18 protein-coding genes are annotated in these 21378 nt (G+C 67.2%); 3 read left to right on the top strand and 15 right to left on the bottom strand.

The features are described from left to right. Nucleotides 1–166: 166 nt before the first annotated feature. The 8 genes from ACXAGF_RS12590 to ACXAGF_RS12555 form a co-directional block, all read right to left on the bottom strand. The gene (locus ACXAGF_RS12590; RefSeq protein WP_475017511.1) at nt 167–1594 is read right to left on the bottom strand and encodes a gamma-aminobutyraldehyde dehydrogenase; all 1428 of its coding nucleotides are present in this window, start codon (nt 1592–1594) and stop codon (nt 167–169) included. 31 nt (nt 1595–1625) lie between these two features. Continuing rightward, the gene (locus tag ACXAGF_RS12585; RefSeq protein WP_475017508.1) at nt 1626–2441 is read right to left on the bottom strand and encodes an ABC transporter permease; all 816 of its coding nucleotides are present in this window, start codon (nt 2439–2441) and stop codon (nt 1626–1628) included. Beyond that, nucleotides 2431–3381: an ABC transporter permease gene (locus ACXAGF_RS12580; RefSeq protein ID WP_475017506.1), complete on the bottom strand. Its 951-nt coding sequence runs from the start codon at nt 3379–3381 to the stop codon at nt 2431–2433. The genes ACXAGF_RS12585 and ACXAGF_RS12580 overlap by 11 nt, the downstream gene beginning before the upstream one ends. Further along, complete coding sequence (locus ACXAGF_RS12575) at nt 3378–4379, bottom strand: ABC transporter ATP-binding protein (RefSeq protein WP_475017504.1); 1002 nt, start codon at nt 4377–4379, stop codon at nt 3378–3380. Before ACXAGF_RS12575 ends, ACXAGF_RS12580 begins: the two co-directional genes overlap by 4 nt. A 207-nt stretch (nt 4380–4586) precedes the next feature. Beyond that, the gene (locus tag ACXAGF_RS12570; protein ID WP_475017502.1) at nt 4587–5747 is read right to left on the bottom strand and encodes an ABC transporter substrate-binding protein; all 1161 of its coding nucleotides are present in this window, start codon (nt 5745–5747) and stop codon (nt 4587–4589) included. 230 nt (nt 5748–5977) lie between these two features. Then, entirely contained in the window at nt 5978–6514 is a 537-nt protein-coding gene (locus tag ACXAGF_RS12565; RefSeq protein ID WP_475017501.1) for an SRPBCC family protein, read from the bottom strand. Continuing rightward, nucleotides 6511–6879 (bottom strand): ArsR/SmtB family transcription factor, encoded by a 369-nt coding sequence (locus tag ACXAGF_RS12560; RefSeq protein WP_475017500.1) that lies wholly within the window; start codon nt 6877–6879, stop codon nt 6511–6513. Before ACXAGF_RS12560 ends, ACXAGF_RS12565 begins: the two co-directional genes overlap by 4 nt. Nucleotides 6880–7028: 149 nt before the next feature. After that, nucleotides 7029–7937 (bottom strand): LysR family transcriptional regulator, encoded by a 909-nt coding sequence (locus ACXAGF_RS12555; protein ID WP_475017498.1) that lies wholly within the window; start codon nt 7935–7937, stop codon nt 7029–7031. Between the two features lie 148 nt (nt 7938–8085). Here ACXAGF_RS12555 and ACXAGF_RS12550 point away from each other — a divergent pair, with 148 nt between their 5' ends. From ACXAGF_RS12550 to ACXAGF_RS12540, 3 genes are read left to right on the top strand one after another with little or no spacing between them, the layout of a single operon-like run. Beyond that, nucleotides 8086–10698 carry an AMP-binding protein gene (locus tag ACXAGF_RS12550; RefSeq protein WP_475017497.1) on the top strand — a complete coding sequence of 871 codons (2613 nt, stop codon included), beginning with the start codon at nt 8086–8088 and terminating at the stop codon, nt 10696–10698. Between the two features lie 32 nt (nt 10699–10730). Beyond that, nucleotides 10731–11660, top strand: coding sequence for an alpha/beta hydrolase (locus ACXAGF_RS12545; RefSeq protein WP_475017496.1), 930 nt, complete (start codon nt 10731–10733; stop codon nt 11658–11660). Continuing rightward, nucleotides 11657–12070: an ACT domain-containing protein gene (locus tag ACXAGF_RS12540; RefSeq protein ID WP_475017495.1), complete on the top strand. Its 414-nt coding sequence runs from the start codon at nt 11657–11659 to the stop codon at nt 12068–12070. The genes ACXAGF_RS12545 and ACXAGF_RS12540 overlap by 4 nt, the downstream gene beginning before the upstream one ends. 18 nt (nt 12071–12088) lie before the next feature. Here the strand turns inward: ACXAGF_RS12540 and ACXAGF_RS12535 are convergent, their stop codons facing one another. The 7 genes from ACXAGF_RS12535 to ACXAGF_RS12505 form a co-directional block, all read right to left on the bottom strand. Beyond that, on the bottom strand, nt 12089–12562 hold the full coding sequence (locus ACXAGF_RS12535) for an SRPBCC family protein (RefSeq protein ID WP_475017493.1): 474 nt from the start codon (nt 12560–12562) through the stop codon (nt 12089–12091). A gap of 353 nt (nt 12563–12915) precedes the next feature. Further along, nucleotides 12916–14916, bottom strand: a complete 2001-nt coding sequence (locus tag ACXAGF_RS12530) for a CocE/NonD family hydrolase (RefSeq protein WP_475017492.1) — start codon at nt 14914–14916, stop codon at nt 12916–12918. Nucleotides 14917–14956: 40 nt separating this feature from the next. Beyond that, nucleotides 14957–15949 carry a threo-3-hydroxy-L-aspartate ammonia-lyase gene (locus tag ACXAGF_RS12525; protein WP_475017490.1) on the bottom strand — a complete coding sequence of 331 codons (993 nt, stop codon included), beginning with the start codon at nt 15947–15949 and terminating at the stop codon, nt 14957–14959. Nucleotides 15950–16019: 70 nt separating this feature from the next. Further along, on the bottom strand, nt 16020–17651 hold the full coding sequence (locus tag ACXAGF_RS12520; RefSeq protein ID WP_475017489.1) for an ABC transporter ATP-binding protein: 1632 nt from the start codon (nt 17649–17651) through the stop codon (nt 16020–16022). Next, nucleotides 17644–18471, bottom strand: a complete 828-nt coding sequence (locus ACXAGF_RS12515; RefSeq protein ID WP_475017488.1) for an ABC transporter permease — start codon at nt 18469–18471, stop codon at nt 17644–17646. The genes ACXAGF_RS12520 and ACXAGF_RS12515 overlap by 8 nt, the downstream gene beginning before the upstream one ends. Beyond that, complete coding sequence (locus ACXAGF_RS12510) at nt 18468–19592, bottom strand: ABC transporter permease (protein ID WP_475017487.1); 1125 nt, start codon at nt 19590–19592, stop codon at nt 18468–18470. The genes ACXAGF_RS12515 and ACXAGF_RS12510 overlap by 4 nt, the downstream gene beginning before the upstream one ends. Then, nucleotides 19592–21181: an ABC transporter substrate-binding protein gene (locus ACXAGF_RS12505; RefSeq protein ID WP_475017486.1), complete on the bottom strand. Its 1590-nt coding sequence runs from the start codon at nt 21179–21181 to the stop codon at nt 19592–19594. The genes ACXAGF_RS12510 and ACXAGF_RS12505 overlap by 1 nt, the downstream gene beginning before the upstream one ends. Nucleotides 21182–21378 lie beyond the last annotated feature (197 nt).

Here is a 21378-nt window from a genome sequence, read left to right as displayed (position 1 = left end):
GGCGGGGCCATGCGCAGGATGGCGCCGGGCGCGGGCCGCGCTGGGCCGGTTGCGAGGGCAACCAGGACGCGGCAAGTCATGCGGGGCGGCGGCGGGCCCGCTGGCGCCGCATCGTCAGGCGCAGCCGGCCCGGCACGGTCAGGTGCCGGGCCGGCGCGGCGGTGTGTCAGCCGTGGTTGATCATGACGTGGCGGACGGCGGTGTAGTCCTCGAGCGCGTAGGCCGACATGTCCTTGCCGTAACCGGACTGCTTGACACCACCGTGCGGCATCTCGTTGCAGAGCATGAAATGCGTGTTCACCCAGGTGCAGCCGTATTGCAGCCGGGCGGCGGCGCGCATGGCCTTGGAAACGTCCTTGGTCCAGACCGAGGAGGCGAGGCCGTAGTCGCTGTCGTTGGCCCAGCCGATCGCCTGCTCCTCGCCGGAGAACCGGGTGACGGAGACGACCGGCCCGAACACCTCGCGCCGGACGATCTCGTCATCCTGGGTCGCGCCGGCGACGACGGTCGGCTGGAAGAAGAAGCCGTCGTCGCTGCCCTGCTTGCCGCCGGTGGTGATCTCGATGTGGCTGACCTCGGCGGCGCGCTCGACGAAGCTCGCGACGCGATCGCGCTGGCGCTTCGAGATCAGCGGGCCGATCTCGTTGTCGCCGTCGTCGGCCTGATTGTAGCGGATCGTCGATACGGCCGAGGAGAGATCGGCGACGAACCTGTCGTAGATGCCGGCCTCGGCATAGATGCGGCAGGCGGCGGTGCAGTCCTGGCCGGCATTGTAGTAGCCGAAGGCGCGAATCCCGCTCACGACGGCGTCGAGATCGGCGTCGTCATAGACGATCACCGGCGCCTTGCCGCCGAGTTCGAGATGGGTGCGCTTGACCGTCTTGGCGGCGGCGGCGAGCACCTTCTTGCCGGTGGCGACGTCGCCGGTGATCGAGACCATGCCGATCTTCGGATGGTTGATCAGCGCGTTGCCGACCGTCTCGCCGCGGCCGAGCACGACGTTGACGACGCCTTCCGGCAGGACGTCGGCGAGCACCTTGGCCATCTTCAGCGCCGTCAGCGGCGTCTGCTCCGACGGCTTGAAGACGACGGTGTTGCCGCCGGCGATCGCCGGGGCCAGCTTCCAGGCCATCATCATCAGCGGGTAGTTCCACGGTGCGATCGAGCCGACGATGCCGATTGGATCGCGGCGGATCATCGAGGTGTGGCCGGGCAGGTACTCGGCGGCCACCGGCCCGTGCAGGGTCCGCACCGCGCCGGCGAAGAAGCGCCAGCAGTCGACGATCGCCGGGATCTCGTCGTTGCGCACGGCATTGATCGGCTTGCCGCAGTTCAGCGCCTCCAGCGCGGCAAAGCCGTCGGCGTCGCGCTCGATGGCGTCGGCGATCTGCAGCAGATAGCCGGCGCGCTCTCCGGGCGTCGTCGCCGACCAGGAGACGAAGGCCTTCTCCGCCGCCGAGACGGCCGCGTCGATCTGCGCATGCGAGGCCTCGGGCAGGTCGACGACCGTGGCGCCGGTCTTCGGGTTGAGGATGTGCTCCTCGCTTTCGGTGCCAGCCTCCAAGCGCGAGCCGATCAGCATCTGCGTGTCCATTACAAGGTCTCCCTCTGTCAAAGTCGTTGTTCTATTTGCCGGCGCCGGCGACCTGGTCGCCCTCGCGCGTCAGGTAGTAGGCGGCCAGGATCGGCAGGAAGGTGACGAGCACGACGACCATGGCGACCACGTTGGTGACCGGCCGCTGGCGCGGGCGCACCAGTTCCTCCAGCATCCAGATCGGTAGCGTCTGCTGCTGGCCGGCAGTGAAGGTGGTGACGATCACCTCGTCGAAGGACAGGGCGAAGGCCAGCATGCCGCCGGCGAGCAGCGCGGTGCCGATGTTGGGCAGGATCACGTAGCGGAACGTCTGGAAGCCGTCGGCGCCGAGGTCCATCGATGCCTCGATCAGCGAACCGGAGACGCGGCGGAAGCGCGCCACGGCGTTGTTGTAGACCACCACCACGCAGAAGGTCGCGTGGCCGAGCACGATCGTCCAGAACGAGAAGGGAATCTCGGCAAAGGAAAAGGCCGAGCGCAGCGCGATGCCGGTGATGATGCCGGGCAGGGCGATCGGCAGGATGACGAGCAGCGAGACCGTCTCGCGGCCGAAGAACTTCGTCTGGCTGACGGCGGCGGCGCAGAGCGTGCCGAGCACCAGCGCGGTCGCGGTCGCAATCGCGGCCACCCGCACGGACAGGCCCAGTGCCTGCCAGACGTCCGGCCGGTTCCAGGCGACGGCGAGCCAGTCGAGCGTCAGGCCCGGCGGCGGGAACTGGTAGCTCTTCTCCTCGGTGGTGAAGGCATAGAGGAAGATCAAAAGGATCGGCAGGTGCAGGAACAGGAGCCCGGCGGCCGCGGCGATCTTCAGCCCGAGGGGCGCGGAGGAGGAACGGTCAGAGTGCATCGAAGGCCCCCTGTCTTTTGGCGATCCAGAGATAGAAGCCCATGATGACGATCGGCACGACGGTGAAGGCGGCGGCGAGCGGGATGTTGCCGGCCGTGCCCTGCTGGGCATAGACGGCCTGGCCGATGAACAGGCGCGACGAGCCGATGATCTGCGGGATGATGTAGTCTCCGAGCGTCAGCGAGAAGGTGAAGATCGAACCGGCGATGATACCCGGCAGCGCCAGCGGGAACAGCACGTGGCGGAAGGTCTGGGCCGGGGTGCCGCCGAGGTCGGCCGAGGCCTCGATCAGGTTTCCCGGCACCCGCTCGAGCGCGGCCTGGATCGGCAGGATCATGAACGGCATCCAGACATAGACGAAGACGATGAACGTGCCGGTGTAGCTGATCGACAGCGAGTTGCCGCCGACGACCGGCAGCGCCAGCCAGGCGTCGAGCAGCCAGGTCAGGTGCAGCCTGGCGAAGGCCCAGGTGAGAATGCCCTCCTTGGCAAGGATCAGCTTCCAGGCGTAGACCTTGACCAGGTAGCTCGACCAGAGCGGCAGCATGACCGCGAGGTAGAACAGCGCCTTCCATTTTCCGCGGGCGTAGCGCGCAGCGTAATAGGCGATCGGGAAGGCGATGACGGCGGAGGCGAGTGTCACCAGTGCCGCCATCACGACCGTGCGCAGGATGATGTCGAAATTCGCCGGCGCCAGCAGCTGCCGGTAGGTGGCGAGCGTGAACTCGTAGTTGATCAGGCCGGAGAACTCGTCGATCGAGAAGAAGCTCTGCAACAGCAGCGCGAACAGCGAGCCGAGATAGACGATGCCGAGCCACAGCAGCGGCGGGGCAAGCATCAACAGCAGCAGAACCTTGGGATTGCGCCAGAAGAAATCCGACAGCCGGCCGAAGGTGCCCGCGCGTCGGGCGAGGATGGTCGTTTCGGCGATCGCGCTCATGCCGCGTCGTCCATCAGGTGCAGGTCCTCGGCGGCGAAGGAGAGGGTGACGCCCGAGCCTTTCGGCGGGAGCGTGTCTGCGGCAGGCACCATGGCGGCGACGCGGGTGCCCGCGGTCTCGACCGTCAGCCGGTTGGTTGCGCCGAGGAAGCTCGTGCCGACGACCGTGCCGGAGAAGCGCTTGCGATCGGGGCCGCCTTCGCCCAGCACCAGCGCCTCGGGGCGCAGGCTCGCATAGCGCGGCGGATAGCCGAGGCTCTGCACGAAGGACGGCGCCAGCACGTTCGAGGAGCCGACGAAATCGGCGACGAAACGGGTCTGCGGCCGCTTGTAGACGTCCTCGGGCGTGCCGAGCTGCTGGATCCTACCGTCGTTGAACACGGCGATGCGGTCGGCCATCGACAACGCCTCGCCCTGGTCGTGGGTGACGAAAACGAAGGTGATGCCGAGCGACTTCTGCAGTGCCTTCAGTTCCTCCTGCATCTGCTCGCGCAGCTTCAGGTCGAGCGCGCCGAGCGGCTCGTCGAGCAACAGCACACGCGGGCGGTTGACGAGGGCGCGGGCGAGGGCGACACGCTGGCGCTGGCCGCCGGACAGCTGGCCGGGGCGGCGGGTGCCATAGCCGGGGAGTTGCACCATGTCGAGCGCGTTCTCGGCCGCCTTCAGCCGCTCCTGCTTGCCGACGCCCTTGACCATCAGGCCATAGGCGACGTTCTCGAGGATCGAGAGGTGGGGGAACAGCGCGTAGTCCTGGAACACGGTGTTGACGTTGCGGCGATAGGGCGGCACGCCCTCTGCGGTCTCGCCGAAGATCTCGATGTGCCCCCCGGTCGGCTGCTCGAAGCCGGCCATCAGCCGCAGGCAGGTGGTCTTGCCCGAGCCGGACGGGCCGAGCATGGCGAAGAACTCGCCCTCGGCAACGGCGAGGTTCACGCGGTCGACGGCGCGCACGGCGCCGAAGTGGCGGGAGACGTTCTCGAACAGGACGGCGGCGGTCATGGAAACTCCGATCTTCAGTTTGTCCCTAACGGGACGACGCGGGTGGCGTCGGTCTGCGCCGGGGCCGGCAAAGCGGTGCCCGGCCGATCCCGTTCCTCTCCCCGCGGACGGGGAGAGGGCAGGAGGGGCAAACGCTGCACGGTCAACGAGGGCAAACCCCTCCAGGCCGGTAAGGCCATCCTCCCCGCCAGGGGGAGGGCATCGGCATCAACGCCCGCCGATCACGCCGATATAGTCGGACACCCAGCGGTGATAGGGCACGCACTCGCCCTGGCTCTCGCACTTCGATACCGGGGTCTTCCAGAACTTGATCTTCTCGAAGTTCTCGAAGCCGTTGTTGGCGCAGCCCTCGTCCGTCAGCAGCGCGTTGCCCTGGCAGGCCGCCGGGACGGACGGCACCGCGCCGAACCAGGCCGCGGCGTCACCCTGCACCTTGGGCGAGAGCGAATGCTCCATCCACATGTAGGCGCAGTTCGGGTGCTCGCTGTCGACGTGCAGCATCGTCGTGTCCGACCAGCCCGTCACGCCTTCCTGCGGGAAGGTGGAGGCGATCGGCTGCTTTTCCGCCTGCATCAGGTTGACCTGGAACGGCCAGGACCCCGAGGCGACGACGCCCTCGTTCTTGAAGTCGTCGATCTGGATCATCGCGTCGTGCCAGTAGCGGCCGACGAGGGTGCGCTGCGTGCGCAGCACGTCGAGCGCCGCCTTGTACTGGTCCTCGTTCAGCTCGTAAGGGTCCTTGATGCCGAGGTCCGGCTTGTGCGCCATCAGGTAGAGGGCTGCGTCGGCGACATGGATCGGGCCGTCATAGGCCTGAATGCGGCCCTTGTTCGACTTTCCGTCCGGCAGGGTCGTCTCCTCGAACACCACCTTCCAGCTGGTCGGCGCCTCGCCCTTGAAGGCATTGGTGTTGTACATCAGCACGTTCGGGCCCCAGAGATAGGGGGTGCCGTAGTGCACGCCGTTGACGGTGTGCCAGGGCGCGTTCTGCAGGCGCTCGTCGACCGCCTTCCAGCTCGGAATCAGATCGGTGTTGATCGGCTGGACGCGTTTGCCGGCAATCAGGCGCAGCGAGGCGTCGCCGGAGGCGGTGACGAGGTCGAAGCCACCCTCGTTCATCAGCGCGACCATTTCGTCCGAGGTGGCGGCGGTCTTCACCGAGACCGTGCAGCCGGTCTTGTTCTCGAACTCGGTGACCCAGTCGAAGTTCTTGTCGGTCTCGCCGCGCTCGATGTAGCCGGCCCAGGCGACGATCGAGACCTCACCTTCACCGGGGCCCAGTTCCTTCAGCGGCTCCTGGGCGACGGCGGCGGTGGCAAAGGCAAAGGAAAGGGTCAACGCAGTGCAGGAATGCAGTAAGCGCTTCATGGTGGACTCCCGGTTTGTCCGCTTGTCGTGCGGTATTGTTCCCGGAAGTAAGGTGCCCCCATTTCGCCGCTTTCGCAAATCCATTAATCAGATAAACGATATCGGAAAAACCGATATCTGGATGATGGCCGCGGATTTGGCGCGGGCGGGCGACGGGCGCCGAACGGCGCCCGGGAAGGGGGCAGGCAACAGACCCGACGGGCGGCGGCCTGCGCCGAACGGCAGCCCGGTCAGGCCGGAATGCGCCGGTCGTATTCCTCCCGCAGCCGGCTCCAGCCGTCCCAGAACGGCCCGGGCTCCTTGCTGCCGGACACGCGCGCCACCAGGATGTCGAGGTGCATGTGCCAGCCGGCGCCGATCATGACGGTGTTGGCGCGGTCGGAGATGCGGCGGTGGATGACGGTGAGCAGGACGTCGCTGCCGACCGGATCGAGGCGGAAGCACACCTCGCCGCGCGGGGGCCAGGCAAAGACAAGCTTGCGCAGCGGGTCGATCTCGGTGATCCGGCTCTGCATCCGGTGCTCCTCCGGAAAGCCCTCGGGACGCTGGCCCGGCGGGTCGGTCAGTTCGTCGTTGCGCCAGACCAGCTCGAACGGCGCCCCGACGGTGAGGTCCATGTCGCCGGAGGCCAGCCACTGGCGGCGCAGGTCGCTCTCCGTGAGATAGGACCACACGCGCTCGACGGGGCCGGGCAGAAGGCGCTGGACCTTTACGGTAGCGGGTTCGACCAGCAGGCCATAGCTTTCGATGGTCGCCATTTCGTTCATCGGTCGTCTCCTTTTTGGGGGTTGGAAGCCTTGCCTTCATCCTCCTTGCGAAGGATCTGCTCGAGCACGGCCAGCCGGTCGGTCCAGAAGTGCTCGTAGAAGCTCAGCCACTGGTGGGCGCTGGCGAGCGGACCGGGCTCGATCCGGCACAGGTGCGTGCGCCCGCGCACCTCGCGGCGAAGCAGCCCGGCGCTCTCCAGCACCTTGATGTGCTTCGAGGCGGCGGCGAGCGAGATCGCGAAGGGTTCGGCCAGCTGGGTCACCGTGCGCTCGCCATCGGCAAGATCGCGCAGCATGCGCCGGCGGGTGGCATCGCCGAGGGCGTGAAAGACGGAGTTCATCTGCTGGATCTGTTGCTCAACCATGTGGTTGAATATAGGCGTGCGGATGAAAATAGTCAACCATCTGGTTAACTGTTGACGCGAACCCGCCAGGGCACCACTTCCCGGGCGGAAGCGTCATCCGGCGAGGCGATGGCGGGCGGGTATCGTCTGGGCGCAGCGGCCGGGGACCGCTAGCGTCCCCGACCGCTGCGCAAGGCTTCGGCAACGCCGACGAAGTCGCGCGCCGATTGCGGCAGGCTCGAGCCCTTGCGCCACACCATGCCGACCTGGACGACCGGCAGTGCGCCAGAGACGTCGCGGCTTTCGATGCGGTCGCCTTCCAGCGACCAGGGGCGGTAGACCAGGTCAGGCAGCAGCGCGATGCCGGCGCCGGTCGCAACCAGGCTGCGCACCGCCTCGACCGAGCGCGTCCGGAAGGCGACGTGCGGACGCGCACCGAGGGCGGAGAGCAGCTTGCCGGTGTTCTCCTCGATTTCGTCCACCGTCAGCATGATCAGCGGTTCCGTGGCGATGTCGCGGACGGAGATGATCTCGGCAGAGACCAGCGGATGGCCGAGCGGCAGCCACAGGCGATAGGGCGAGGTCTCGATGATCTCGGCCTGCAGCGCCATTCGGTCGCGCAGGTTGGAGATGACCATCACGGCGACGTCGAGCTCGCCGCCGATGAGCAGGTGTTCGAGGTAGGAGCCGTTGTCCTCGATCGCGCTGACCTCGACGCCCGGGAACGCGCGGCGGTAGCGCGCGAGCAGGTCGGAAAGCACGTAGCCGGCGACCAGCGAGGTGACGCCGAGATTGAGCTGGCGCTTCTCGGTCGTCCGGTCCTCGGCAAACGAGCGCCGGGCGTCGGACACGCTGGCCAGGATCTTGGTCGCGTGCCGCAGGAACTGGTGGCCGTTATGCGTGGTCGTCAGCCCGCGCGGATGGCGCTCGAACAGCTCGACGCCGAGGTCGCTCTCCAGTTCCTTCACCGCCTCGGTGATCGAGGATTGCGAGATGGAGAGGATCTGGGCTGCGCGCGTGACCGAACCCTGTTCGGCGACCGCGACGAAATACTGCAACTGACGGAGGGTGAAGGCCATGGCGGCAGTTAATACGCGCCCCTGTGCCGAGGCAAGGCCGGGACGGTGACCCGGCTCGCGGGGGCTGTGGCGAAGTTAATCTTGATTTTTTGTATCAGCATATGCATAGCGCTGCCGTCCTCAGGCAGTTCCGGCAGGCAGCAACACCATGTCCCGAAATCTCACGTCCGTCTTCGCCGAGCGCGGTGACGCGCCGGCTCTAGTTTTTCCGGGCAGGCCGGCGGTCAGCTATGCGAGTCTGGCGGCGGGAATAGCCCGCAGGTCCCAGGCGTTCGAGGGCGGCAAGAAGCTGGTGGCGATCGCGGCGGAGCATACGGAACACGCCATCACCACCTACCTCGCCGCGTCGGCGATGGGGCACACCGTCGCCATGCTGCCGCCGGCTCCCTGCGGTGGCCATGACGAGGCGTTCGAGTTGCGGTTCCAACCGGACATCCTATGCCGCAGGGTTGGAGCGCGCTGGACGGTGACCGAAACGAGGCCCGAACCGGGTGCGGCGCGAGGCGCGCTGCATCCGGAGCTGGCGCTGCTGCTTCAGACTTCCGGCAGCACGGGCGGGGCCAAGGCCGTGCGCCTGTCGCGGGCCGCGGTCGATGCGAATGCCGGGGCGATCGCGCACTATCTCGGCCTTGGCAGCGCCGACCGCGGCTGCCTGGTGCTGCCGCTGCACTATTCCTACGGACTCTCGGTGCTGCACTCGCATCTCCACGTGGGCGCCAGCCTGTTCCTGCCGCAATGCTCGATCCTCGACGAGGCGTTCGCCGAGGGGCTCGCGGCGCAGGAATGCACCAATTTCTCCGGCGTACCCTACTCCTACGAGTTGCTGGAGGGGATCGGCTTTCGCCAGATTCGCTTGCCCTCGCTCCGGCTGATGACCGTGGCCGGCGGCCGGCTCGCGCCCGAGACGGTGGGCCTCTACAACGGCCACATGCGCGCGCGGGGCGGCGCTTTCTTCGCCATGTACGGGCAGACGGAGGCCACCGCGCGCATCGCCTACGTGCCGCCCGGGCAACTGGACGGCAACGAGGATCGCATCGGCATCGCCATCCCGGGCGGCACGCTGTCCCTCGAGAGCGAAACCGGCGAGAAGCTGACCCGCCCGGGAGAGGTTGGCGAACTGGTCTATCGCGGCCCCAACGTCATGATGGGTTACGCGGCGTCGCGCGCGGATCTCGCCACCGGGCCGCAGGTCCCGGCGCTCCGCACCGGCGATCTCGCGACCGTCGACGAGAACGGGCTCTATCGCATCACCGGACGGATCAAGCGGATATCCAAGCTGGCCGGTCGCCGCATCGGCCACGACATGCTGGAAGAGCAACTCGGGCGACAGGGCATCAGGTCCGCGGTCGTCGGCGACGACGAGCGGGTCCATGCCTTCTATGTCGGCGCCCACGGCCGCGACGCGGTCCGAAAGGCGCTCGCCGCTGCCGGCGGGCTGACGCTGCTGCAGGTCGAGGCGACGCCCGTGGATTCCCTGCCGAGGCTGGCCTCCGGCAAGCTCGACTATGGCGCCCTCAAGACCCGGCTCGGCGCGAGCCGGACCGGCGGCGAGCGGGAGGCCGCCAGCGTCCGCGAAGCCTTCGACCAGGTGTTCTACCCGCGCAAGGCCGGCCCGCAGGACAGCTTCGTTTCGCTTGGCGGCGACTCTCTGCGCTACGTCCAGCTCTCGCTGGCGCTGGAGCGGATCCTCGGCGAGCCGCCGGCGAAGTGGGAGACCATGAGCCTTAACCAACTCGGCACGCTCCGGCCCGGAGACCCGTCGCCCGCCATCGGTGTCGACCTTCTGATCCGGGCGCTGGCGATCGTGCTCGTCGTCGTCCAGCACCAGACGCTGTGGCCGGTGCCGGGCGGATCGGCGGCCATGGTCGTGCTGGTCGGTTTCGGGCTCGCGCGCTTCCAGGCCGGCGCACTGATGGCCGGCGACGTAGCGCGGGTGCTGCGGCTCGCCTTGCCGGCGCTCGTTCCCTACTACCTCATCGTCGCTTCCTATGCCGTCGCATGGGGCGAGGTTCCCTGGGCTTCGGTGTTGCTGCTCGGCAATTTCGGCTTCGCCGACCCGGTCCGTCACGACATGGTGCCGTATCTCTACTGGTTCATCGAGGCCTTCTGCCAGATGCTGCTGGTGGTGGCGGCGCTGTTTTCCGTTCCCGCCGTCCGGCGCTTCACCGCGTCCGACCCGTATGTCGCCGGCCTGGCGTTCCTGGCGCTGGCGCTAGCCGCGCGGCTGCTGGTGCCGCTCCTCGAGATGGGCAACCGGCAGATCTTCACGCTGCCTTGGATCTTCTATCTGGCCGCGTTCGGCTGGACGGCAGCGTTTGCCGGCACGCTCCGGCGCAAGCTCGCGCTCGCGGCGATCGCCGTCGCCGTGTTCACCTTCTTCGCTTACGAAGGCGTGTGGATCGGCACGCGCGTCAAGTACCTGCTGCAGATCGCGGTGCTGTTCGGGCTGTTGTTCTGCCTGCGGGTGCCGATGCCGTTGTGGCTGAAGGCGGCCGTGTTGCCGGTCTCGGCGGCAAGCTTCCACATCTATGTCCTCCATCGATTCGTTCCGGAACTGGTCATGGCGCCGATCGCGGCCGCGGTCCCATCGGGCGTGTACTCGTTGCTGGCGATCGTCGGCGGCGTCGGCCTCGGCCTTGCGGCGTGGAGGCTGCAGGGGCGTGTGCTGGCGTGGCTCGCCTTCGAAAAAGGCAATGGGATTCTGGCGCGCGTTCGGACATATATTGATCTGCGCGCCCAGCGACCGACCCGTTCGGCCTGAGCGGCCATCTCGTCACGCAACCGGGAGTACGCATGACCGCCGAAACACCGAAGCCAATGCCGACTGAACCCGGGATCCTTGCGTTTCACAGGCTGTGCGAAGAGTTCTACCCGGCGGACGCGACCGAGGCGCCGATCGCCCAGCAGCGCCAGTGGTACGACGCCCTCTGCGCGCAGTTCGATTCACCTGCGCCGGCGGGCATGACGACGGAGGACACGCTGGTGCACGGTCGGATTCCGATCCGGCGCTACCGACCGGCCAAGGTCGTGACACAGACGCGCCTCTACTACATTCACGGCGGGGGTTTCGTCGTCGGCTCGCTGCAAAGCCACGACGCAGTCTGCGCGGAGATTGCCGACAACGCCGGCGCGGAGCTGGTTTCGATCGACTACCGGCTGTCGCCCGAGCATGTCTGGCCGGCCGCCTTCGATGATTGTTGGGACGTGCTCAGCTACCTGTTGCGGGGCCGGGGCCCCGTCGTCGTCATCGGCGACAGCGCCGGCGGCAATCTCGCCGCCGGAATCGTGCTGAAAGCCCGTGACGAGCGAGTGGACGGCATTGCCGGCCAGGCGCTCGTCTATCCCGGCCTCGGCGGGGACCTGACGGTCGGCTCCTTCGTCGACATGGCCGCCGCACCGGGGCTGGCGACGGCGGACGTGGCCTACTACCGGGACATCTACCAGGCGCCGTCCGGCAATCCCTATGCCTTCCCGCTTGCGCACCCCGATCTTTCCGGCCTGCCGCCGTGCTACATCACCGCCGCCCACTTCGACCCGTTGCGCGACGACGCGCGCCGCTATGCCGCCCGGCTGGCGGAGGCAGGCGTCGAGGTCTGGTTCCGGGAAGAGCCGCAGATGATTCATGCCTGGCTGCGCGCCCGCAACATGAGCGAGGGCGCGCGCGCGGGCTTCTCGGCATTGTGCGGCGCCGTCAACCGGTTTGCCGGGGCAGCGGTGCGGTGAGCGGCATCACCGACCTTGACCGCCTGCTGGCGGAGATGCGGCCGGAACTGCGCGGCGGCACGTTCGTCTACAGCACCGTGCCGCATGCGGAGGCAGAGCAATACCACCACCTGCGGCCGCTCGGCACCTTTGCAGAGGCGGAAGGCCTGACGCTGATCCTTCCCGAGGCAACAGCCGCAGCACACGGACTTGCCGCGAGCGCACCGCTCAGGATGATCACCCTGACCGTGCATTCCTCGCTTGCCGCGGTCGGTCTGACCGCCGCCGTGGCGACGGCGCTGACGCGCGTGGGGATCAGCGCCAATGTGGTCGCCGCCTTCCACCACGATCATGTCTTCGTTCCTGCGGACGCTGCCGACCGGGCCCTGGCGGCGCTGCTCGCGCTTTCGACGCAGCGCACGCCGCGGTGAACGACGCCGGCACCGCCTTCAGCGGTTGTCCCAGTGTTCCCGCAGCAGGTAGGATTCGAGCCTGTCGAAGCACTCGCCCCAGGTCGCCTCGTTCGCTTCCAGTTCAGCAAGGCTGGCGAGGGGATATTGCTGGAAGCCGAGTCGCGTCGTGCCCCTGACGTCTTCGAAGGTGGCCGTCACCAGGGTGTCGCGCCCGTCACCCTCCAGGCCGAAGCTGAAAACGATGCGCTGGCCGTCGACGATCTCGCGATAGCGCCCCGCCATGACGGAGTCCTCGCCCAGCGGGGAGCGGACCACCGTGCGCCAGGAACCGCCCGGACGAAAGTCGACCTCCACGGTGTGGGCGTAGTGGTCACGCGGACCCCACCATTGGGAGAGGGGGGCAGGGGCGGCCCACAGCCGAAACACGACCGTCGGCGGCGCGTCGAAGCGCCGCTCCAGGTACAGAACGTTTTCCGCAGACGGGGCCGCGGGCTGCAGCAGGGTCATCATGCTCTCCTTGGAACGCCGGATCGCCCAAAGGCCTCCGGGGTTCGAATTGCGCGTTCGGACGGCCGCGACCGGTGCTCCCTGAACGGAGCCGTTGCGATGCGAAGCCGGGCCTGCGGGAACCGATCCCGAAGGCGCATCGTCGCCGTCTGACGTGGACATTGCCGGAAGGTCGTGACACGAACCACCCGAATCGCCCTGTACCGTGGTCGGCAAAAGTGGCGATCCGGCGGCGCGAGGGCGAAGAGTGTGCGCACGGGCAAACACGTTTTCGTGGTCGCACGGGCCAATATCGTGAAGGCCGTCCGGTGCCGCGCCGGTTCGTCGCCGCGGCGGGCCGGCGCGGGATGGGGGCCTTACATGTGGTCGCGCGGGATGGTCTTGTCGAAGCTCTTCTCGAAGACCTGCGTCTCCCCTTCGAAGGCTTGAACCCTGCCCGAGATCAGCCAGTCGGTCGCCGTGCAGGCAATCGATGCGGAAGAGATCGTCCGGACGGACCACCCCTTCCGCTGCATGTCGCAAATCCAGCTTGCCGTGCCCGTCGCCGACAGCGGGTTGCCATCGGCGATCGACCAGAGTTCCTCGCGCACCTCGCGCGTCGCAAGGCCGGTGCCGGGATGTTCGTGCAGCCCGCTGTCCTCGTGGATGGAATACGCCGTCCGGCCGTTCGTCAGGTCGCGCCGGACGTCGCGGGCGGTCCTTGCCTTCGACAGCTGGCGATAGCGCGGCAGCGGATCGGGATCGGCAGGCTCGGCCAGCGAGATCGGCTCGTGCGCGCCCAGCTTCGGCAGGGCGAGGCCCAGCGCGGCGAGGTCGACCGTCAGCCCGGGGTCGGTCGGCGGCGGGAGCAGCATCGGCCAGTACGCGGTCGACAGCGACAGGCGGATGCGGTGGCCGACGCCGAACCGGTAACCCATCGCGTCGAGGACCAGGCGGATCCGAGTCTTTTCGCCCCTGGGCATGGGCTTCGGTTCGGCGTTGCCATCGCGGTGGGCGAGGTTCAGCACGCCGAAGGTGACGCGGGTCGCGGTGCCGTCGGGCTGGACATCGACAAGGCGAGCGCAGAGGTTGGCGACGCCGTCGTCGCAGGCAACCTCGAGATCGAGCACCGGCTGGCCGAGATAGTCGCGCGCCTCGGTCAAGGGCGGCGTCTCCAGCACCAGCGAGCCGGCGTCGTCCAGGCGCTGGTCGAGCGCCATCTCGGCATCCGGCTTGAGCGTGAACCATTCTCCGGCCATCGTGCCGGTGTCGAGCGGAGAGCGCAGGTAGTGGTCGTGGTTGCTCGCGCCGGCGATCGCCATGCCGGGCGCGAGCGTGCCGAACTGCTCGGCATAGAAGCACTCCATCTCCGGCGCCGCCCACGTGTCCTTCGCGATCCAGGCGCCAGGATCGAATTCGCGCCGCAGCGCCGGCTTCGGGCGATCCTGGATATAGGCGCGCACCTGCGGCCAGTGCTCGGCGCCGTTGTCCTCGCCGCGCAGCCAGCGATTCCACCAGGCGATCGCCTCGCCATGGAAGTCCATGCGCGGCTTCGGCCAGGCGAAATGCGGGTATTTATGGACCCACGGGCCGATAAGCGCCTTGGCCTTCGGACCGAGGCCTTCGACCGCCTTCAACGGCGTGTTTCGGTAACCGTCGGCCCAGCCGGCAATGACGAGCGCCGGCACCGGAAAGCCCGCGAAGTCCTCGCTGATCGAACCGTGCCGCCAGAACGCGTCGCGGCGCTGGTGCTGCAGCCACTCCTCCATGAAGAAGGGCTCGTTCTGCAGCCGCTCCAGCCACATGTCCTTCCAGCGTTCGCCGACGATGTCCGGATCGGGCGCACGGGACTGGTAGGCCAGCATGGTCGCCGCCCAGGAGAGCTGCGCCGACAGGTGCGTGCCGTTCTTGTAGTGGATGTCGTCATTGTAGCGGTCGACCGTCGAGGCGATCGAGATCACCGCCTTCAGCGCCGGCGGCCCGAGGGCCGCGACCTGGAGGCAGTTGAAGCCGCCCCATGAGATGCCCATCATTCCCACATTGCCGTTCGACCAGGGCTGGGCGGCGATCCAGGCGATCACCTCGCAGGCATTGGCCAACTCCAATGGGGTGTACTCGCCGTCGATCACCCCCTCGGATTCGCCCGAGCCGCGAATGTCGACGCGCACGCCGGCAATGCCCGCGGCGGCAAACACCGGGTAGGTGGATTCGTCGCGCGCACAGGTTCCGTCGCGCTTGCGATAGGGAAGGAACTCGAACACGGCCGGAACCGGATCGGCGTCCGTGCCGTCGGGCATCCAGATGCGTGCGGCGAGCCGGGTCCCGTCCGCCAGCGTGATCCATTCGTTTTCGATGACGGTGAAATTGCGTTCTGGCATCGTCTTCAGTCCGTTTCCTGCCTGCGTCCCCTTCCGGACGCTACTTTCCAGCCATCATCGCGCCGAAGGCCGCAAGATCGATATTGCCGCCGCTGAGGATGACCCCGACGCGCTTGCCGACGCAGGAGATCGCGCCGTTGAACACCGCCGCCGCGGCAAGGCAGCCGGTCGGCTCGACGATGACCTTCATCCGTTCCGCGAAGAAGCGGATCGCATCGACCAGTTGCGCATCGGTGGCGGTGACGATGTCGTCGACGTTGCGCTGCATGATGGGAAGGCTGTGATAGCCGATATGGGTGGACAGCGCGCCGTCGGCGATCGACTTCGGCACCGGGATGTGCACGACCTCGCCCTTGCGCAGCGACTGCTGTCCGTCGTTGCCGGCCTCGGGCTCGACGCCGAACACGACGCAGCCGGGCAACAATGCCCGCGCTGCGAGAGCGCATCCCGCCAGAAGGCCGCCGCCGCCGAGCGGGATGACGAGGACGTCGATCTCGCCGACCTGCTCGATCAGTTCGAGCGCCGCCGTGCCCTGTCCGGCGATCACCTCCGGATGATCGTAGGGCGGGATCAGGGTGGCGCCCCGTTCGGCGGCAATGCGGGCGCCGATCTCGGCGCGGTCTTCGCCGTAGCGGTCGTAAAAGACAATCTCCGCGCCGTATCCGCGCGTCGCTTCGACCTTGATCGCCGGGGCGTCGCGCGGCATGACGATCGTCGCGGCCACGCCCTGCAGGCCGGCGGCGTAGGCGATCGCCTGGGCATGGTTGCCCGACGAGTAGGTGACGATGCCGCCTTTCCGGGCGCCGGGCTCGAGCGCGGCGATGGCGTTGTAGGCGCCGCGGAACTTGAACGCGCCGCCGCGCTGCAGGTTTTCGGCCTTGAAGAACAGCGTGGCGCCGGCCCGCGCATTGGCCGTGCGTGAGGTCAGCACCGGCGTGCGGTGGGCGGCTCCGGCGATGCGGTCCGCCGCCGCCCTGACGTCGCTGAAGGTCGGGATACGCAGCGTCTGCGCAGCGCCGGGCTGTTCGTTCATCGGTCCTCCGGGATCCGGACAAGGCGGATGGTGCCGGGGCGTCGCCGCCCCGGCCAGGTTCAGGCCGTGCTCAGTTCCCCGCGCTTTCCATGCGCCGGGTCTTCAGCACGTTCTCGAGCCAGCCAATCTCCATTTCGGGCACGGATTTCAGCAGCAGATCGGTATAGTCGTCGAACGGCGGCGACAGCACCTTCGACTTGGGGCCGAAGCGGACGAGGCGACCGCGGTGCATCACGGCGACGGAATCGGCGATGGCGCGGACGATGGCGATGTCGTGGGTGATGAACATGTAGGAGACGTGCGTTGCGTCCTGCAGTTTCATCAGCAGCTTCAGGATCCCCTCGGCGACCAGCGGATCGAGCGCCGAGGTCGGCTCGTCGCAGAGAATCAGCTCCGGCTTGGCCGCCAGCGCCCGGGCGATGGCGACACGCTGCTTCTGACCGCCGGAGAGCTCTGCCGGGTAGCGGTCGAGGAACATCTCGCCCATCTCGATCTGGTCGAGCAGTTCCTTTACCCGTGCCGTCTTCTGCTGGCCGTGCATGCCGTAGTAGAAGCTGAGCGGCCGTCCGATGATGTCGCGCACCGTCTGGCGCGGATTCATCGCCGTGTCCGCCATCTGGTAGATCATCTGGATCCGTCGCAACTCGTCGCGCGAGCGCCCCTTGAGCGCCGGTGGCAGCGGTTTGCCCTCGAAGGCTACCGTGCCCGCCAGGGGCGGCAGGAGGCCGGTGATGACGCGGGCGAGCGTCGACTTGCCCGATCCGCTCTCGCCGACGATCGCGAGTGTCTGGCCCTTCGGCAGGTGCAGCGAAACATCGTGCAGCACCTTGAAGCCGTTGGGGTAACCGGCGGTGACGTGCTCGACCTTGAGCAGCGTGTCGGACTGGTCCGCCGCCTCCTCGCGCCGGGCTCCGCGGACATTGACGAGCGCGCGGGTATAGTCCTGCGTCGGCGCCTCGATGATCTGCTTCACCGATCCGTATTCGACCATCTTGCCGTGCCGGAGCACGAGGATGTCGTCGGTGATCTGGGCGACGACGGCCAGGTCGTGGGTGATGTAGATCGCGGCGGTGTGGGTCTCCTCGATCGCGTGCTTGATCGCCGCCAGCACGTCGATCTGGGTCGTCACGTCGAGCGCGGTCGTCGGCTCGTCGAACACGATCAGTTCGGGGTTCGGGCACAGCGCCATCGCCGTCATGGCGCGCTGGAGCTGGCCGCCCGACACCTGGTGCGGGTAGCGCTCGCCAAAGGTCTCCGGATTCGGCAGGCCGAGCACGCGGAACAGGTAGACGGCCCGTTTCTCGGCCTCGCTCCTGGACATGACGCCGTGCTTCAGCGCGGCCTCGATGACTTGGTCGCCAAGGCGGTGGGCAGGATTGAAGGCCGCCGCCGCCGACTGGGCGACATAGCACACCTTGCTGCCGCGTACCTGCCGGATGCCGGCGGGGCCGAGCTTCAGCAGGTCCTGGCCGTTCAGCTTCACCTCGCCGCCGGTGATGCGCACGCCGCCACGGCCATAGGCGAGGGCGGTGAGCCCGATCGTCGACTTGCCGGCGCCGGACTCGCCGATCAGGCCGAGCACCTTGCCCTTTTCGACGTCGAACGAGACGCCCTCGACCAGGGTGACGGTTTTCGGCGGCTCACCCGGAGGATAGCTGGTCGCCTCGATCTTCAGGTTGCGGACGGAAAGCAGATCAGGCATCGCCGCGCCCTCCCTTCAGGCTCGAGGTGCGTTTCATCAGCCAGTCGACCACAAGGTTGATGCAGACGGTCAGGCCGGCGATGGCCGCACCCGGAACGAGGGCCGCGGATATGCCGAAGATGATGCCGTCCTTGTTGTCCTTGACCATGCCGCCCCAATCCGCCGCCGGCGGCTGGATGCCGAGGCCGAGGAAGGAGAGGGTGGAGAGGAACAGGATCGAGAAGGCGAAGCGCAGGCCGAATTCCGCCAGCAGCGGCGACAGCGTATTGGGCAGGATCTCGCGGAAGATGATCCAGCCGGTGCCTTCGCCGCGCAGCCGCGCGGCCTCCACGAACTCCATCACCGCCACGTCGAGCGCGACGGCGCGGCCGATGCGGAAGACGCGGGTGGAGTCGAGCACGGCCATGACGACGATCAGGATCCACAGTGCCTGCGGCAACACCGCCAGCACGACGAGGGCGAAGATCAGCGTCGGGATCGCCATCATCAGGTCGTTGAAGCGGGAGAAGGCCTGGTCGACGAGGCCGCCGGTGACCGCGGCCGTGAACGACAGCAGCATGCCGAGCGAGAACGACAGGACGGTCGCCGCCAGCGCCACGAAAATGGTGGTGCGGGAACCGTAGATCAGCCGCGAGAGCAGGTCGCGTCCGAGATTGTCGGTGCCGAGCAGGAACTCGCCTCCCATCGGCATCCAGATGTCGCCGACGATTTCGCTTTCGCCGTGGGGGGCGAGCCAGGGGGCGAAGACGGCACAGATGATCGCGATCGCGATCCCGGTCATGCCGACCCACGCGCTTACGGGGATGGTGTTCAGCCTCATCGCGGGTGCCTCAGTCTCGGGTTGGCGACGATCGCGATGATGTCGGCCATCATGTTGAGGAAGATGTAGAGCGCGGCGAAGATCAGGCCGCAGGCCTGTACCACCGGCATGTCGCGCACCGTCACCGCATCGACCATGTACTGGCCCATGCCGGGATAGACGAACACGACCTCCACGACGACGACGCCGACGACAAGATAGGCGAGGTTGAGCGCGATCACGTTGACCACCGGGGCGACCGCGTTGGGCGCGGCGTGCTTGGCGATGATGCGCAGGCCGCTGAGGCCCTTCAGTTCCGCGGTCTCGACATAGGCGGACGACATGACGTTGAGGATGGCGGCCCGGGTCATGCGCATCATGTGCGCCAGCACGACCAGCACCAGCGTTGCCGTCGGAAGGGCGATCGCCGAAAGCCGGTCTCCCAGCGTCATCGTGTCGTAGACCGTCGCCGGGAAGGTGGCGATGCCGAGTTGGACGGCGAAGAACATGATCAGCAGGTAGCCGATGAAGAACTCCGGCAGGGAGATCGCCGCCAGCGAGATCACGTTGATGGCCTTGTCTACGAACCGGTCGCGAAAGTGGACGGCGAGCATGCCAAGGCCGATCGCCAGCGGAATGGAGATGGCGGCCGCAAAGAAGGCGAGGAACAGCGAATTGCCGAGCCGCTTGCCGATCTGTTCGCTGACGGAGTTCCTGGAGGCCCAGGAGCTGCCGAAGTCCCCCTGCAGCGCCCCACCCAACCATTGCAGGTAGCGGGTCGTGGCGGGTTGATCGAGCCCCAGATCCTTGCGGATGTTCGCCACCGCCTGAGGGGTGGCCGACTGGCCGAGATAGGTGGTCGCGAAATCGCCGGGCAAGGCTTCGACGCCGCCGAAGATCAGGAGCGAAACGGCAAACAGCAACGCCACGCTGAGGGCGAGCCGCTGCAGGACGAGGGCCACGAGCGGGTTGTGGCGGGTGAATTTCGCCCAAAGGGAGATGCCGCCGTTGTCGCCGGCAGGCCCGGCTGCGGCCGAAACTTCGCCGGACGCGCTGGCGCCCGCACCGGCGGGTTGCGGGTTTTCACCCGCAACCCCCGATATCGTCAGTTCCGGACCGCGCGTCGATCCGCCGCCGGCCATCAGGATTCAAGCCACACGCGGGTTGCGACGTAGCCGTTCGACATATCGTTGCCGATATCGTGGACGTAGCCCTTCACCTGCTTGGACGCCGCGTTCACGAAGTCGTTGAACATCGGCAGGATCAGGCCGCCTTCGTCCCGCACCATCATGCCCATGGTGTGGTACATCTCCTTGCGCTTGGCCTCGTCCAGTTCGGAGCGGGCCTCGAGCAGGAGCTTGTCGAAGTCGGGGCGCTTGAAGCGGGTGTCGTTCCAGTCGGCCGTCGACAGGTAGGCGGTCGAGTACATCTGGTCCTGGGTCGGGCGGCCGCCCCAATAGGAGGTGCAGAACGGCTGCACGTTCCAGACGTTCGACCAGTAGCCGTCGCCCGGCTCGCGCTTGACCTCGATATCGATGCCCGCCTTCTTGGCGCTCTGCTGGTACAGGACGGCGGCATCGACGGCGCCGGGGAAGGCGACGTCGGAGGTGCGCAGCAGGACCGGGCCGCTGTGACCGGACTTCTTGAAGTGGAAGGCCGCCTTGTCCGGATCATAGGCCCGCTGCTCGATGCCTTCCGGGAAGAGCGCGTAGGTGGAGTTGATCGGAAAGTCGTTGCCGACCTTGCCGTAGCCGCCGAGGATCTTTTGCACCATGGTTTCGCGATCCATGGCGTATTTCAGTGCCAGCCGCAGGTCGATGTTGTCGAACGGCGCGGTATCGCAATGCATGATGAAGACGTAGTGGCCACGGGCGGAGGTGTTGAGGATATCCACGTTCGGCGCACGCTTCAGCAGGTCGACCGTCTTCGGGTCGACGCGGTTGATGTAGTGCACCTGGCCGGAAGACAGCGCGGCGATGCGCGCGGTCGCGTCGTTCATGGCGATCAGTTCGACCGAATCGACGTAGCCGCGGTCCTGGCGCCAGTCGTCGGCGTAGCGCTCGAAGGTGGCGCGAACGCCCGGCTCGAAGCTCGTGACCTTGTACGGGCCGGTGCCGATCATGGCGTTCGGGTCGTCGAGACCGCCGTTCGGCTGGATGACGAGGTGGTAGTCGGTCAGCAGCAACGGCATGTCGGCGTTGCCTTCGGTCAGCACCAGTACAAGCTTGTCGCCGTCCGCCTTGATCTCCTTGATCGACTTCATCACGCCGAGCGCGCCCGATTCCGACTTCTCGTCGGTGTGGCGCTGCAGGGTCTTGATCACGTCGTCGACGGTCAGTTCCTTGCCGTCGTGGAACTTGACGCCCTTGCGAATCGTGAAGGTCCAGGTCGAGGCGTCAGCCGACGGCTCCCAGGACTCGGCCAGCGCAGGAACCGGCTCGCCGGTGGACGGGTCCGATTCGACCAGCATGTCGCCCCAGTTGCGGCCGACAACGAACATGAACTGGGAAAGGGCCTTTGCCGGGTCTTTTGAATCGGTTGCCGCCGCGCCTTCAAGTCCGAGTTTGAGATGGCCGCCCCGCTTGGGCTCCTGAGCCTTGGCGGCGGTTTCGAACATCGTGCCAGCGGCGGCGAGCGTAATGCCGAAGGCGGCTGCGCGGCCCATGAACTCGCGCCGGTTCATTTTGCCGAGCATGACTTGCTGTGCGAGATAGTCCTTGAAGTCCGTCATTCCACTGTTCCCTCTTGTTGGGCCGTGTCGGCCGCTGTTGTTTTGATTGGCAGAATATCTGGTCTGGTGCCGCGTCCTGCGCGTCGACTGCACTGGCACCCGTCGGTGCTCGTTTTCCCGTCCGTCGTTGCTCCTCTTGCCTGACGCCGTGGATGGCGCTCCTTATTGATAAGCTTAAAACATTCACTGCGAATGTA

The sequence above is a fragment of the Mycoplana sp. ABR4_002 genome, assembly GCF_056159645.1.
The sequence above is the reverse complement of the archived record's forward strand: the minus strand, read 5'-3'. Positions and strand labels throughout refer to the sequence as shown.